This window comes from Streptomyces sp. NBC_00376 (genome assembly GCF_036077095.1).
Taxonomy (GTDB): domain Bacteria; phylum Actinomycetota; class Actinomycetes; order Streptomycetales; family Streptomycetaceae; genus Streptomyces.
Genome location: NZ_CP107960.1, coordinates 1,879,651 through 1,893,195, shown reverse-complemented (window position 1 = coordinate 1,893,195; position 13,545 = coordinate 1,879,651). Strand labels below are relative to the sequence as shown.

The 13,545-nt window shown below is 73.1% G+C and carries 12 protein-coding genes and 2 pseudogenes; 6 read left to right on the top strand and 8 right to left on the bottom strand.

The window, feature by feature from the left end:
• Nucleotides 1-104: 104 nt before the first annotated feature.
• Nucleotides 105-1,742: an acyl-CoA dehydrogenase family protein gene (locus tag OG842_RS08485; protein WP_266728974.1), complete on the bottom strand. Its 1,638-nt coding sequence runs from the start codon at nucleotides 1,740-1,742 to the stop codon at nucleotides 105-107.
• Nucleotides 1,743-1,816: 74 nt separating this feature from the next.
• Here OG842_RS08485 and OG842_RS08480 point away from each other — a divergent pair, with 74 nt between their 5' ends.
• A complete protein-coding gene (locus OG842_RS08480) occupies nucleotides 1,817-2,974 on the top strand; it encodes a YihY/virulence factor BrkB family protein (RefSeq protein ID WP_266733479.1) in 1,158 nt (385 codons plus the stop codon).
• A 7-nt stretch (nucleotides 2,975-2,981) separates the two neighbouring features.
• On the opposite strand, the gene OG842_RS08475 is transcribed toward OG842_RS08480, so the two are convergent.
• Entirely contained in the window at nucleotides 2,982-3,407 is a 426-nt protein-coding gene (locus OG842_RS08475; protein ID WP_443064056.1) for a CU044_2847 family protein, read from the bottom strand.
• 52 nt (nucleotides 3,408-3,459) lie between these two features.
• Here OG842_RS08475 and OG842_RS08470 point away from each other — a divergent pair, with 52 nt between their 5' ends.
• Nucleotides 3,460-4,227, top strand: coding sequence for a DUF6597 domain-containing transcriptional factor (locus OG842_RS08470; protein WP_266728970.1), 768 nt, complete (start codon nucleotides 3,460-3,462; stop codon nucleotides 4,225-4,227).
• On the opposite strand, the gene OG842_RS08465 is transcribed toward OG842_RS08470, so the two are convergent.
• Nucleotides 4,167-4,559 carry a VOC family protein gene (locus OG842_RS08465; RefSeq protein WP_266728968.1) on the bottom strand — a complete coding sequence of 131 codons (393 nt, stop codon included), beginning with the start codon at nucleotides 4,557-4,559 and terminating at the stop codon, nucleotides 4,167-4,169. The two genes, OG842_RS08470 and OG842_RS08465, sit on opposite strands and share 61 nt — an antisense overlap.
• A 109-nt stretch (nucleotides 4,560-4,668) precedes the next feature.
• Entirely contained in the window at nucleotides 4,669-6,219 is a 1,551-nt protein-coding gene (locus tag OG842_RS08460; RefSeq protein ID WP_328512173.1) for a 3-hydroxyacyl-CoA dehydrogenase, read from the bottom strand.
• 177 nt (nucleotides 6,220-6,396) lie between these two features.
• On the opposite strand from OG842_RS08460, the pseudogene OG842_RS08455 reads away from it, so the two are divergent.
• The 3 genes and pseudogenes from OG842_RS08455 to OG842_RS08445 form a co-directional block, all read left to right on the top strand.
• Nucleotides 6,397-6,624 (top strand): annotated as a pseudogene (locus OG842_RS08455) (LysR family transcriptional regulator); the annotation flags it as partial.
• A gap of 148 nt (nucleotides 6,625-6,772) precedes the next feature.
• Nucleotides 6,773-8,011 carry an acetyl-CoA C-acetyltransferase gene (locus OG842_RS08450; protein WP_328512172.1) on the top strand — a complete coding sequence of 413 codons (1,239 nt, stop codon included), beginning with the start codon at nucleotides 6,773-6,775 and terminating at the stop codon, nucleotides 8,009-8,011.
• 264 nt (nucleotides 8,012-8,275) lie between these two features.
• A pseudogene (locus OG842_RS08445) lies at nucleotides 8,276-8,461 on the top strand (MaoC family dehydratase); the annotation flags it as partial.
• 65 nt (nucleotides 8,462-8,526) lie between these two features.
• On the opposite strand, the gene OG842_RS08440 reads toward OG842_RS08445, so the two are convergent.
• From OG842_RS08440 to OG842_RS08425, 4 genes are all read right to left on the bottom strand, one after another.
• A complete protein-coding gene (locus tag OG842_RS08440; RefSeq protein WP_266728962.1) occupies nucleotides 8,527-9,996 on the bottom strand; it encodes a sialate:H+ symport family MFS transporter in 1,470 nt (489 codons plus the stop codon).
• A gap of 63 nt (nucleotides 9,997-10,059) precedes the next feature.
• The gene (locus OG842_RS08435) at nucleotides 10,060-10,740 is read right to left on the bottom strand and encodes an N-acetylmannosamine-6-phosphate 2-epimerase (protein WP_266728960.1); all 681 of its coding nucleotides are present in this window, start codon (nucleotides 10,738-10,740) and stop codon (nucleotides 10,060-10,062) included.
• Nucleotides 10,737-11,711, bottom strand: coding sequence for an ROK family protein (locus tag OG842_RS08430; RefSeq protein WP_266728959.1), 975 nt, complete (start codon nucleotides 11,709-11,711; stop codon nucleotides 10,737-10,739). Before OG842_RS08430 ends, OG842_RS08435 begins: the two co-directional genes overlap by 4 nt.
• Nucleotides 11,708-12,667: a dihydrodipicolinate synthase family protein gene (locus OG842_RS08425; RefSeq protein ID WP_266733477.1), complete on the bottom strand. Its 960-nt coding sequence runs from the start codon at nucleotides 12,665-12,667 to the stop codon at nucleotides 11,708-11,710. Before OG842_RS08425 ends, OG842_RS08430 begins: the two co-directional genes overlap by 4 nt.
• A gap of 164 nt (nucleotides 12,668-12,831) precedes the next feature.
• On the opposite strand from OG842_RS08425, the gene OG842_RS08420 reads away from it, so the two are divergent.
• Complete coding sequence (locus OG842_RS08420; protein WP_266728957.1) at nucleotides 12,832-13,530, top strand: FadR/GntR family transcriptional regulator; 699 nt, start codon at nucleotides 12,832-12,834, stop codon at nucleotides 13,528-13,530.
• Nucleotides 13,531-13,545: the final 15 nt, after the last annotated feature.

Here is a 13,545-nt window from a genome sequence, read left to right as displayed (position 1 = left end):
ACCGCGCGGCGGAGCCCCTGCCCCGCTGTCCGGTGTGCACAGCAAGGAGGGTGGTGCCGTGTCGGCGCAGCACCACCCTCCGTTGCCGTGTACCGGCGCGGTTCTCAGTGCGCGACGGGCCGCGCCCGCTCGACCACCGACGCAAGGTCGAGGGTGTGCGGCAGTGTGCCGAAGCCGGCGCCCCGGTCCCCGCCCAGCCGCGAGGCGCAGAACGCGTCGGCCACCTCCGGCGGCGCCCACCGCACCAGCAGCGACCCCTGGAGCACCAGCGCCATCCGCTCCGCCAGCCGGCGGGCCCGCGCCTCGATCCCGTCCAGATCGGCCAGCTCCGTCAGCATGTCCCTGATCGCCCCGTCCAGCCGGTGATCGGCCCCGCGCGCCCTGCCGACCTCCTGGAGGAACGCGTTCAGCGCCATCGGCTCACGCTGCAGCGCCCGGAGCACATCCAGCGCCTGCACATTCCCGGCACCCTCCCAGATGGAGTTGAGCGGCGCCTCGCGCAGCAGCCGCGGCATCCCGGACTCCTCGACGTAGCCGTTGCCGCCGAGACACTCCAGCGCCTCGCCCACCAACGGCGTGCACCGCTTGGTCACCCAGTACTTCGCCGCGGGCACCGCGATCCGCAGGAAGGCCAGCTCGCTCTCCGAACCGTCGTCGTACGCCGCCGCCAGCCGCATCGCCAGCACCGTCGCGGCCTCCGACTCCAGCGCCAGATCCGCCAGCACATTGCGCATCAACGGCTTCTCGATCAGCACCCCGCCGAACGCGCTGCGGTACGTGCAGTGGTGGATCGCCTGCGCGACCGCCTGCCGCATCAGCGCCGCCGAACCGACCACGCAGTCCAGCCGGGTCGCCGCCACCATCTCGATGATGGTGCGCACCCCGCGCCCCTCCTCACCGACCCGGCGCGCCCAGGTGCCGTCGAACTCGACCTCGGCCGAGGCGTTCGACCGATTGCCCAGCTTGTCCTTGAGCCGCTGGATCGCGAACGGGTTGCGGGTGCCGTCGGGCAGCACCCGGGGCAGCAGAAAACACGTCAGTCCGCCGGGCGCCTGCGCCAGCACCAGGAAGCCGTCGGACATCGGCGCCGAACAGAACCACTTGTGCCCGGTGAGCAGATACTCGTCCGCCGCGGCCAGCGGCTCGGCGCGGGTCGTGTTCGCCCGTAGGTCCGTGCCGCCCTGCTTCTCCGTCATCCCCATCCCGAGGAGCGCACCGGCCTTCCGCCCGGCGGGCCGCAGCCCCCGCTCGTACACCGGCGAGGTGAGCAGCGGCTCCCACACGGCGGCCAGCTCCGGATCGGTGCGCAGCGCCGGCACCGCCGCGTGCGTCATCGACAGCGGGCAGCCGTGCCCCGCCTCGGCCTGCGTCCACACCAGGAAACCGGCAGCCCGCCTCACATGGCCGCCGGGCCGGTCCCAGGCATTGGTCAGGCCGGCGCCGACCGCGTGGCCGAGCAGCCGGTGCCAGGCCGGATGGAACTCGACCTCGTCGATGCGATGCCCGTACCGGTCGTGCGAACGCAGCACCGGCGGATTCGCGTTCGCCTGCGCGCCCCACTCCTGGACCTGCGCGGAGCCCGCGGCGCGGCCCAGCTCACCGAGTTCGCCCCGTACTTCGGCCAGGAGCTCGCGTGACGTGTGACGTTGCACCGCCTCGGAGAGCGCCCGGTCGGTGGCGAAGACGTCGTAGCCGGTGAGCGGTGGTACCTGGTTGGACACGGTGTGGGTGGTGGCTGCCATGCCGATACGGTAAGGATGTGCAGGCAGCAAATGAAACACCCGAGCGGCGACCGGGTCGGCTCCACCGGGCCCGAGTGCTCTACCGCAACGTATCCAAGCGGCAGATGGCCTGGCGGTTGCTCAAGGACACCGTCAACTCGTGCATGGAGTACCGCATTCTCGGGCTCGCCGCCGAGGCGGCGTTCTTCACCCTGCTGTCCCTGCCGCCCCTGCTCCTCGGCCTGATCGGACTGCTCGGATACGTCGACGAGTGGACCAGCACCACCACGGTCGCCTCCATCGAGCGCAACATCCTCAACGCCGCGCAGACCGTGCTCAGCGAGCGCGGCGTCAACGACTTCGCCAAGCCGCTCCTGGCGGACGTCACCACCGGCGCCCGGCCCGACGTCATCTCGATCGGCTTCGCGATCGCGCTCTGGTCCGGCTCCCGCGCGGTCAATGTCTTCATCGACACGATCACCGTGATGTACGGCCTCGACGGCCAGCGCGGCATCGTCAAGACGCGACTGCTCTCCTTCCTGCTGTACGTCGTCGCGCTGCTGCTCGGCTCCGTGGTGCTGCCGCTGCTCGTCGTCGGCCCGGACCGGGTCGTGGAGTTCGTCCCGTGGGGCACCGAGCTCATAAGCGTCCTGTACTGGCCGCTGGTGATCCTGCTGTCGATCGCGTTCCTGACGACGCTCTACCACGTGTCCGTGCCGGTCCGTTCGCCGTGGATCGAGGACATGCCCGGTGCGCTGGTCGCGCTCGCGATGTGGGTGCTCGGCAGTTTCCTGCTGCGGATCTACCTCACGAGTACGGTCGAGGGGCCCACGATCTACGGCTCGTTGGCGGCCCCGATCGCTGTGCTGCTGTGGATCGGCATCTCCGCGTTCGCGGTACTGGTCGGAGCGGCGGTGAACGCGGCCATCGACCGGGTGTGGCCCTCCCTGGCGACGGCCGCCGCCCGCGCGGCGAACGACCGGGTACGGGCTGCCCAGGCGGCGGAGTTGGTCGCCCGCACGCAGGCGGAGAGCCAGAAGGAGCCCTGGGACGACGACGACGATGATGACGACGACGGGGGCGACGACGGCGACAGCCCCTACATGCCCTCCGAATTCCCGGAGCGCTGGTCGAAGTTCCTGCCGCCGGACGACGTGGCGTCCAGGCTGCAACCGAGCCGTGACAAGGAACCGGAGAAGCCGAATCCGGAGAAGCCGAGCGCGGAGAAGAGGGACGAGGAGTCCGGCGACTGAGCGGCTCCTACGGCGCGGGCGGGGGCGTGGGCGCCGGAACGGTCGGCTCCGGCGGAGCCCCAGGTACCGCAGGTGCTGCCGGGGGCGTGGGAGCCGCGGGTACCGCCTCCGTCGCGCCGGGGGACCAGGACAGCTTGACCGTCAGATGGCCCTCGACCGCGCTCTTGGCGATCACGGCACCGGCCTCCGCCGTGATCTTCACCCCGAATTCGAGCTCCACCCCGTCCGGCTTCAGGGCGCCGTCCCGGAACACCGCGAGCGCGGACTCGGCCGCCGACCGGATTCCCGTGAGCGCGCTGTCGAACGTGCGCCCGGCTCTGGCCAGCGTGTTGTCGTCGCCCAGCGCTACCAGCTGCGCGCCCTGCGTGTGCCGGTCGACCTCGACCGTCACCGTCGCACCGCTGTCGGTGCTGAACTCCATCAGTGCCGTCATGGCCGCCCCCGGGAAGCTGATTCCGTTCGCCGACGACATTAGCGTGTGAGACATGGGCGAGCGGTACGAAGAGCGGGTGTCGCGGTTCGACGGGGCGATCGTGTGGACGCTGAGCATGCCGGAGGGGTCGGTCCATCCGGTGCTGCCCGACGGATGCATGGACCTGCTCTGGATCGGCGGCCGGCTGCTCGTCGCGGGCCCCGACACCCGTGCCGCGACTCCGTCCGCCCCGGCCGACGGGCAGTGCGCCGGCATCCGGTTCGCGCCCGGCACCGCCCCCGCGCTGCTCGGCGTGGCGGCGCACGAGCTGCGCGACCGCCGCGTCGAGCTCGTGGACCTGTGGCCCTCGGGCCGGGTCCGCGAGCTCACCGAGCAGCTGGCCGAGGCCCCCGACCCGGCCGCCGCGCTGGAGGTCGTCGCGCTGCGCCGGGCGGCCGGCGCCGCACCGCCGGACCCGCTGCTGCGGTACGTCGCGGACCGGCTCGACGCCGGATGGTCCGTCGCGGACACCGCGCACCGGGCCGGTCTCGGCGCCCGCCAGCTGCACCGCCGTTCGCTCGCGGCCTTCGGCTACGGGCCCAAGACGCTCGCCCGGGTCCTGCGCCTCCAGCGCGCGCTCGCCCTCGTCCGGTCCGGGACGCCGTACGCCGAGGCGGCCGTCCGGGCGGGCTGCAGCGACCAGGCCCATCTCGCCCGGGAGACGCGCGACCTGGGCGGGACCACCCTGACCGCCTACCTGGCCCGCCAGGGCCTGCTGTCTCAGCCGTTGGCGGCGAACAACGACACCGCGCAGCCGTCCGGGTCGAGGACCGTCGCGTAGCGCTGCCCCCACACCGCGTCCCACGGCTTCAGCTGCCCCCGGTAGCCCGCACCGGTCAGCTCCTCGTACACCGCGTCCACCTCCGCCGGGCTGTCGCACAGGAAGGCCAGGGAGAGACGGTCCCCGCCGGCGGACGCGGTCCATTCGGGGTCGAACGAGCGGACGACGTCCTCGGTGTCCCACAGCAGCCGCTGCCCGCCCGGGAGCGTCACTTCGACATGGGGTGCGGATTCCGCTCCGGCGGGGATGTCGAGCCCGAGCCGGCGGTAGAAGGTGAGCGATGCGGCCAGATCCGCCGTGACGATGCCGATCGCGTCCATGCGTGGAGTCATGCCCCCGACCGTATGCCGGGCCCCGGCACGGGTCTTGTACGAAACGGACATCGGCCCGGACGGGCGCGTACGGGGTGCCGCGAGCGGCCGCCGGCACCCCGCCCCGCTGCTACGAGGACGCCGCGCAGTCGGCGGGCGACGTGCCCGGGTCGGTCAGCGCGAGAGAGAGCTGGGCGCGTTCGGTGACCCAGCGGCTCGGACGATGGCGCGGATCGCCGGTCGTCCGGTGCAGGGCCCGGTGCAGCTCCATCATCCGCTCCGCGCCGATCCGGTCGCCCCAGGCCAGGGGGCCGACGGGGTAGCCGAGCCCGGCGGTCACGGCCAGGTCGATATCGGCGGGAGCCGCGATGGAGCGCTCCGCGATCCCCGCCGCGACCGACACGATCGAGGCGAGCAGCCGCTGCGCCACCGAGCCCGCGGTGTCCCGCACCACCGAGACCGCCCACGGCTCGTCGCCCTCGGCCGCGCGGGCCAGCACCGCACGGGCGTCGCGCGCGGCGGCCGGGTCCGCCGCCGGGGTCACGGCCAGCACCCGGCGCCGGCCGGCCGCGGGCAGCGGGTCCACACCGAAGGTGCGCCGCGCGGGCAGCCCGTTTCCGGCGACCGCCCCGGCCACCGTGGTGCCCCAGACCGGAACCAGCACCAGGGCGTCTGCGGACGGCCCGTCGCCGGTCTCGACGACGGCCCCCGCGGCGGTCAGCGCGGCCCGCAGCGCCGCCGCGTCCCGCTCCTGTCCCTCGGTGCCGTGGACGAACACCGGACGGTCCGCGTCGCCGGTGACCGGGGGCTCCGGCGCGGGGGCGGGCGCCTCTGGGCCGTACGCGTACCAGCCGTGCCCGGTCTTGCGGCCGTGCAGCCCGGCCGCCACCCGGTTCGGGGTGAGGTAGGAGGGGCGGAGCCGGTCCGCGTACCGGAAGCCCTGCCAGATCGAGTCGATCACCGCGGCCGTCACATCGAGGCCGGTGAGGTCCATCAGCTCGAACGGGCCCATCCGCAGGCCCAGTACGTCGCGGGCGATCCGGTCGATGTCCGCCGGGTCGCCGACCGTCTCCTCCAGCAGCGCGAGCGCCTCGGTCACCAGCCCGCGTCCGGCGTGGTTGACGAGGAAGCCGGGGGTGTCGGCGACGGTGACCGCGCGGTGGCCGCAGCTCTCGACCAGCGCGGTGAGGGCCGGCGGGATCTCCGGGCGGGTGGCCGCGCCGGGCACGATCTCGACGATCTTCATCAGCGGCACCGGATTGAAGAAGTGCAGCCCGGCCAGGCGCGTCGGGTCCTTCAGCCCGGCGGCGATCCGGGTGACCGACAGGGACGAGGTGTTGGTCGCGAAGACGGCCGTCGCGGGCAGCGCCTGCTCCAGCCTGCCGAAGACCTCCGTCTTGGTGCCGAGGTCCTCCCGCACGGCCTCGATGACCAGCTCGACATCGGGCCCCTGGGCCCACGGGTCGTCGAGCGGGACCAGCCGCGCCACGGCGGCGGCGCTGTCCGCCGCGGACATCCGGCCCTTCTGGACGGCCCGTTCGAGCATGGACCGTACGAAGTCCACGGCGGCCGTCACGGCCTCCGGGCGCACGTCGCACAGCTCGACGGTGTGTCCGGCGGTCGCCGCCCACTGGGCGATGCCGCGGCCCATGGCCCCGGCGCCGACGATCCTGATACGCATGGTGGTTGCGGTCCTCTCGGGAAGTGACATGTGACAGGTCCGGGCCGACGGCTGTGACCTGTGATCCGACTCAGCGACGACGGACGCGGTTCGGTCCCAGTGAAGACAGGCCCGGTTCCGTCTCAGCGAAGATAGACGCGGTCCGGGTCCACGTCCTCACGCAGCAGCCGGAGTTCGGCCGCGGTCGGCGGCGGTACGCTCACCGTCGCCCCCGTCCAGCACATCCAGCAGAACGGCCTCGTCCACCGGCCCCTGTCCGGTCCGCCGATCCGGCTCCGGGCGGCGCCGGCCTGGCGGGCCGGCAACCCTTCCGCCGCGCTGCGCGCGGTCCTCGCCGTGGCGGAGGAGGCCCTGCCCACGCCGACGGGCCCGGCCGGGAACCGAACCCCCGTAAGCGGGAATTGAGACGCGCCACGTCTTGAACCAGGATGAACTGGATATTGGACCGACTCGGTCGCCAGGTGCAAGGGTCGGCGGCAAACGCTCCGGCCACCGAGCGCCAAACGCTCCGGCCACCGAGCGGCAAATGCTCCCGCCACCGAAAGGCCACGCCGTGCCCGACCAGCCCGACCAGCAGCTCGATGTCGTCATCTGTGAACCACTGCGTACCCCCATCGGCCGTTTCGGCGGAGTGTTCGCGCAGCAGAAGCCGGCCGCACTCGCCGCACGCGTGATCGCCGAGGTCGTGGCCCGCACCGGAATCGACCCCGCCGCCGTCGACGAGGTGATCCTCGGCCACTCCTACCCGTCCGCCGAGGCCCCCGCCATAGGCCGGGTCGCCGCGCTCGACGCCGGACTGCCCGAGACCGTCACCGGCTCCCAGGTCGACCGCCGCTGCGGATCGGGCCTCCAGGCCGTGCTCGACGCGGCGATGCAGATTCGGGCGGGCTTCAGCGAGGTCGTGATCGCGGGCGGCGTCGACGTGATGAGCGCCGCCCCGTACTACACGCACGACGGCCGCTGGGGCATCAAGGGCCCCGGTCTCCAGCTCCACGACTCGCTGGCCCGGGGCCGGGTCACCGCGGGCGGCGTCAACCACCCCGTGCCGGGCGGCATGATCGAGACCGCCGAGAACCTCCGGCGCGCGTACGGCATCAGCCGCGCCGACCAGGACGCCCTGGCCCTGCGCTCCCAGCAGCGGGCCGGCCGGGCGGCGGCGGAGGGGCGGTACGAAGCGGAGACCGTCCCCGTCACCGTACGCACCCGCAAGGGCGAGAGCGTCGTCACCGCCGACGAGCACCCCCGCCCCGACACCACCGCCGAACAACTCGCCGCGCTGTGCCCGATCATGGCGAAGTCCGACCCGGAGGCGACCGTCACCGCCGGCAACGCCAGCGGCCAGAACGACGCGGCCGCCGCCTGTCTGGTCACGAGTGCGGCCACCGCCGAACGGCTCGGCCTCACCCCGCTGGTCCGGCTGGTCTCCTTCGCCCGCGCCGGGGTGCCCGCCGCGACGATGGGCATCGGCCCCGTCCCGGCGACCCGGGCCGCTCTGGACCGCGCCGGACTCACCCTCGCCGACCTCGACCTGATCGAGCTCAACGAGGCCTTCGCCGCCCAGGTGCTGGCCTGCACCCGGGAGCTGGGGCTCGGAGAGAAGGACCACGAGCAGCGGATCAACGTCAACGGCTCCGGCGTCTCCCTCGGCCACCCGGTCGGCGCCACGGGCGCCCGTATCCTTGCCACGCTCACCCGTGAGCTGCACCGCCGCGAGGCCCGGTACGGCCTGGAGACCATGTGCATCGGCGGCGGGCAGGGCCTCGCCGCCGTCTTCGAGCGGATCGCAGCCTGAGATCCGGCCGCCCAGGGTGCAGTGAGACGCATGACGTCTCACTGCACCAGTGATCCGGTACAGGACCGTTCCGGGTCCCGGCCGGCACCGTAACCGCCACCACCCCCACGGCGCAGTCTCTCCCTGGTTCACCGATGCGTCCCCACGCATCCCCACGTATCGCTGCGTATCTCCACATATCCACGCATTCCCCACGCGGCGACGGGCGTCCCGGGCGACGCCCCTTCTCGTCCCCTGCCATCCGTTCGATCGATGACGTTCACGGGAGCCAACCGGGTCCGTTACCCGGCGCCCGTGCCGGTCGGCAGCCGGGTCCGGCTGCCTGCCGCCGTCGCCGGGGTGAAGGAGGTCGCACGCGGTGGCGAGGAGATGACCCGGGCCTTCACCTTCGAGCTCGAAGGGTCCGGGAAGCCCGCCTGCGCGGCCGAGTCGCTGACGCACTTCTACCCGTGGGACAGCTGTGAGCGCGGGGCGATGGCTCACCACCGTCCCGCGCTCACGCGGCTCCCGCCGTGTCAGCCGGCGGCCGTCGTGCGCGAGGCCGTACTCCGCTCCTCCGCCGGCGCCACCGCGAGATGGTCCCCTTCGGCATCCGGATCGGTGAGCCGGTTCAGCCGGGCCGGTACGTCGAATCCGACCAGCAGCACCACGATCACCGTGCCCGCGAAGGTCAGCACGGCCAGCGCCTGCCCCAGATCCATCCCGGACGCCAGATGCGCGCCCAGTACCGGAGCCACCGCACCGCCCAGCGCCCCCACGTTGTACGTGAAGCCGAGCGCCGCGCCCCTGCTCTCCGTCGGGAAGTGCCCGCCGATGTAGCGGGGCAGCAGCCCGGAGATGCCGAAGCTGGTCGCCTGGAGCAGGAAGAGCAGGATGCCGAGCAGCAGCAGATTGTCGTGCACGGCGAAGACCGGGTACACGAAGGCCAGCGAGGCGAGCAGCGTCAGCGCGTACGCCTTCTTCGCACCGATCCTGTCGCCGAGGAAGCCCGCGGTCCAGCAGCCGACCATGGTCCCGAACCCCGCGAAGTACAGGACGTCGGTGACCTGGTCGGTGGAGTAGCCCAGCTCGGTCTTCAGATACGTGGGCAGCAGCGACTGGATCGGCCACGAGTACAGGAACGCGAAGAACAGCGTCACGATCATCGACAGATACAGCACCCAGCCGCGCTTCCCGCCCATCTGCACGGCGAACGCGGCGAGCGTCAGCCCGGCGACCACCGAGAGCACCGGGATCATTCCGGCCCCGCCCGGAGTGAAGACCAGGAAGAGCGAGACGGTGGCGACGACCACCAGGACCGTGTTGACGACGGCCCGGCCCCGGGTCGCGAACAGAGGCCGGAACGGATTGGGCCTGGCCCCCGTGTCCGCGACGCTCTCCGTCCACTCCTCGGCCTCCGGCAGCGCCCGCCGCATCCACAGCGCGATGACGATCGGCACCAGGCCGATGTAGAACATCCACCGCCAGCCGAGCGAGGGCACCACCCAGTTGTAGACCTGTGCGGCGAGCACCGAGCCGACCGAGAACCCGGAGATCAGGAAGCCACTGGCCCGGCTGCGGAGCCTGGCGGGCCAGCTCTCCATGACGTACGTGGCGCTGGCGCTGTACTCACCGGCCATGCCCATGCCGATGGCCAGCCGGGCGGCGAACAGACTCTGGTAGTTCCAGGCGAATCCGCAGGCGAAGGTGCCGAGGGAGTACAGCAGGATGCTCAGGACCATGGAGAGCTTGCGGCCGTACCGGTCGCCGATGGCACCGAGCACCGCGCCGCCCAGCCAGCGGGTGATGAACGCACCGGAGATCAGGCTCGCGGCCTGCACCGTGCTCAGCCCGAAGTCGTCACTGATCTCGGTGAGCACGAGGGTGATCAGCACGAAGTCGAAGCCGTCGAGGACGTAGCCGATCCAGGCGGCGAAGAACGACTTCCACTGGGGACCGCTCACTTCTCGGTACCAGGGGAGCTTGGCGGGTGATGTGGTCTGCACGGTGACTCCAGGATGCGGGACGGCGCTCGTCGTTGAGCGGCCGGCCCGCGTGGTGGGGGAAGGTCAGGGCCGGGCGATGCCCGCGACGAATCGGGCGGTCAGGGCGGTGGGTGCCGTGATGGCGGTACCGACGACGACGCTGTGGGCGCCGCGTGCCAGGGCTTCGGCGGCCTCGCCGGGGGTGTTGATCCGGCCCTCGGCGACCACCGGGACATCGATCGCGGCGGCGAGTTCGGCGACCAGGCCGAGATCGGGGCCGGTCTGCTTCGGCGTGCCCGGCACATAGCCGGAGAGGGTGGTGGAGACGAAGTCCGCGCCCTGCCCGGCCGCCGCGACGCCCTCGGCGAGTGTGGAGACATCGGCCATCACCAGGGCGCCCGCTTCGTGCACCGCCGTGACCAGCTCGGCGAAGGTGGAGCCGTCGGGGCGCGGCCGGCCGGTGGCGTCGGCGGCGACGACATCGGCACCGGCCTCGACGATCGCCAGGGCGTGCCGGACGGTCGGGGTGATGTAGACGCCGACGTCGCCGTCCTTCCACAGGCCGATGACCGGCAGGTCCACGGCCTCGGCGATCGCGGCGACGACCTCCGGCTCGTTGGCACGGATCGCGGCGCCGCCTCCGGCGACGGCCGACCGGGCGAGCCGGACGAGGGTGCCGGTCTCCCGCATCGGGTCGCCGGGGGGTGCCTGGCAGGACACGATCAGCTTGCCCCGCAGGGAGTCGGCCAGTTCCTGAGCGGTCATCGAAGGGCTCCCGGGTGGTGGAGGGGAAGTGTGGTGGTCAGGGCGGCGGCGCCGAGCACCGCCGCGTCGGCGCCGAACCGTGGCGCCCGGGGCACGAGGCCGCGCAGCGGCGGCATCAGCTCCGTGGTGAAGGCGGCGGCCAGGGCGTCCCCGTACAGCGGGCCGATCCGTGGCACGCCGCCGCCGACGACGACCCGGTCCGGCCCCAGCGCGTTGGCGAGCCCGCCGAGCACTTGGCCGGTGGCGGCGGCGCCGGTGGTGATGGCGCGGACGGCCGCTGCGTCGCCCTGCCCGGCGCGGGCGGCGACGGTTTCGAGCCGGTCCACGGGGGCGCCGGTCAGCCGCTCGTAGTGGGCGGCGATGCCGGGCCCGGAGGCGATGACCTCCAGATGTCCGGTGGCGCCGCAGGTGCAGGGGAGTCCGGCGGCCTCGGGGCTGGCCAGATGGCCGAGGTGCCCGGCGAGCCCGAAGGCGCCGTGCAGCATCCGCCCGTCGACGGCGACCGCACCGCCCACCCCCGTGCCGACCGCCAGGAACAGCAGCGATCCGCGCCCCGGGTGCCGGGCGGTCAGCGCCGCGAGCTCCGGTCCCGCCGTGGCGCGTACGTCGTTGTCGCAGGCCACCGGGTATCCGGTGCGGTCGGCGAGACCGGCGCCCAGGGCGGTTCCGGCCCAGCCGCGGATGGAGTCGGTGGCGCTGGTGACCATGCCGGTACGGGGGTCGACGACGCCGGCCGCCGCGATGCCGAGCGCCGTGGCCCGGCGCCCCGGATCGACGGCCGCGGCCGCCCCGGCGAGCGCGTCCAGCACGGCCGCCGCGCCGTCCCGGGCCGGGGTGGGCCGGGTGTGCCGGGACAGGACGGTGCTGTCGGGGCCGAACAGCGCGGCGGCGATCTTCGTACCGCCGAGGTCGAGTCCGACCACCGCGGCACCGGTTCCGGCGGCGGGCGGTCGGGAGCGGTCGTCGCTCATCGGACCGGCGGCAGACCGGCGGCGCGCAGGCGCCGGGAGACCAGGGCGACGGACTCGGCGCTGAGCTGGATCTGCGGGAAAGCCGTGTCACCGCAGGCGATGACGCCGAGCAGCTGGAGCGCCGACTTGAAGGAGCCGAGCGCCGAGGAGCTGCGGCCCATGTCCGCCTCCGGGCCCGCGTCGACCATGGCGAACAGCTCGACGAGCCGCTCCTGCTCCTTCGCGGCCAGCTCCCAGTTCCCGGCCCGCGCGGCGTCGTAGAGCCGTACGTAACCGGCGGGGTCGACGTTGCCGATGCCCGGCACCACACCGTCGGCCCCGGCCAACAGGGCCGCGTCCACGGTGAGTTCGGAGCCGGTGAGGATGCTGAAGCGGGGCGCGGGACCGTCCGCGCGGCCGCTGCGGCCACCGAGCTCGACGATGAGGCGGCGCAGTCCGCCCTCGTCGCCGCTGCTGTCCTTCAGGCCGGCCAGGGTGCCGTCCTCGGCGAGCTCGCGCACCAGCGCGGGGGAGAGCTTGCTGTGCACGGCGACCGGGATGTCGTATGCGAACAGCGGCAGGTCGACCGACGCCCGCAGCCGACGGAAGTGCTGGGCGATCTCCTTGCCGTGGGTGCGGGTGTAGAACGGCGCGGTCGCCACCAGGGCGTCCGCGCCCAGTGCGGCGGCGGAGCGGGCGTGCTCGACGACGCGGGCGGTGGTGGTGTCGATGACGCCGGCCAGCACCGGAACCCTGCCGTCGGTCGCCTCGACCACGGTCTCCAGCGCCGTGGCGCGCTGCTCGTCGGTGAGGTAGGCGACCTCGCTGGTGGAGCCGAGCGCGAACAGTCCGTGCACACCGCCGCCGATGAGGTGCTCGACGAGCCGGGCGAGGGAAGCGGTGTCGACCTCCCCCTGGGGGTCGAGCGGGGTGCAGACCGGCGGGACGACGCCGTGCAGCGGTGAGGTCAGGGACATGGTGAGGGGCTCCAGCTCGGTGAGGGCTCGGTCGGTGCACCGGTCCATGGCCCGGAACGGCTGCACGGATCGATACATGAGACGTAAGATGTCCTATGTCTGACTCACCTTAAACAGATGCTCCTGCGAACGGTCAAGGGGCAATCGCACCCCGGGAGGTTGTTGTGGCGCGCCCCACCATGGCTCAGGACATAGAGCGCCGGCTCAAGGAACTGATCCTGGAACGCAGGCTCGCCCCCGGCGACGCGCTGCCCACCGAGAGCGAGCTGATGGAGCTCTTCGGGGCCGGCCGGGTGTCGGTGCGCGAGGCCCTCAAGGCGCTCCAGGCCGTCAATGTCGTGGAGATCCGCCGCGGCTTCGGCACCTTCGTCGGCTCGCTCTCCCTGTCACCCTTCGCCGAGGGGCTCGCCTTCCGGGCCGCCGTCCGTCACCGGCAGGGGGAGCCGGGCCTCTTCGAGCTGATGAAGGTGCGGGAGGCGCTGGAGGCCGGTCTGGTCGGCGCCGTCACGGCCGGGATCCCCGGCGAGGACCTCGATGTGCTGCGCGGTCTCGTCGCGAAGATGGAGGACGAGGCCCGCGACCACGGCCGGGTGGCGCGCTCCACCGACCGGGCCTTCCACCTGGCGCTCTACGCCTCGCTCGACAACCACCTGCTCAGCGAGGTGCTCGACGCGTTCTGGGCGGCCATGGACCGGGTGCGCGAGGATCTCGACGACGGCCATCAGGACCCGGTCGCCACCTGCGCCCAGCACCGCGAGATCGTCGCGGCGGTCGCGGCGGCCGACGGCGAACGCGCGGCACGCGCCATGCGCACCCACTTCGACGGCATCCGCACCCGCCTGGAGCCGTCGCCGGTCCGTTAGCCGGGCGCGCCTGCC

Excerpts from the sequence above, each read along its gene's own strand:
- OG842_RS08470 (WP_266728970.1), top strand. The coding sequence starts at position 3,460 with ATGGGCGAGCGGTACGAAGAGCGGGTGTCGCGGTTCGACGGGGCGATC.
- OG842_RS08435 (WP_266728960.1), bottom strand. The coding sequence starts at position 10,740 with ATGACCGCTCAGGAACTGGCCGACTCCCTGCGGGGCAAGCTGATCGTG.
- OG842_RS08425 (WP_266733477.1), bottom strand. The coding sequence starts at position 12,667 with ATGTCCCTGACCTCACCGCTGCACGGCGTCGTCCCGCCGGTCTGCACC.
- OG842_RS08460 (WP_328512173.1), bottom strand. The coding sequence starts at position 6,219 with ATGCGTATCAGGATCGTCGGCGCCGGGGCCATGGGCCGCGGCATCGCC.
- OG842_RS08465 (WP_266728968.1), bottom strand. The coding sequence starts at position 4,559 with ATGACTCCACGCATGGACGCGATCGGCATCGTCACGGCGGATCTGGCC.
- OG842_RS08485 (WP_266728974.1), bottom strand. The coding sequence starts at position 1,742 with ATGGCAGCCACCACCCACACCGTGTCCAACCAGGTACCACCGCTCACC.
- OG842_RS08430 (WP_266728959.1), bottom strand. The coding sequence starts at position 11,711 with ATGAGCGACGACCGCTCCCGACCGCCCGCCGCCGGAACCGGTGCCGCG.
- OG842_RS08475 (WP_443064056.1), bottom strand. The coding sequence starts at position 3,407 with ATGACGGCACTGATGGAGTTCAGCACCGACAGCGGTGCGACGGTGACG.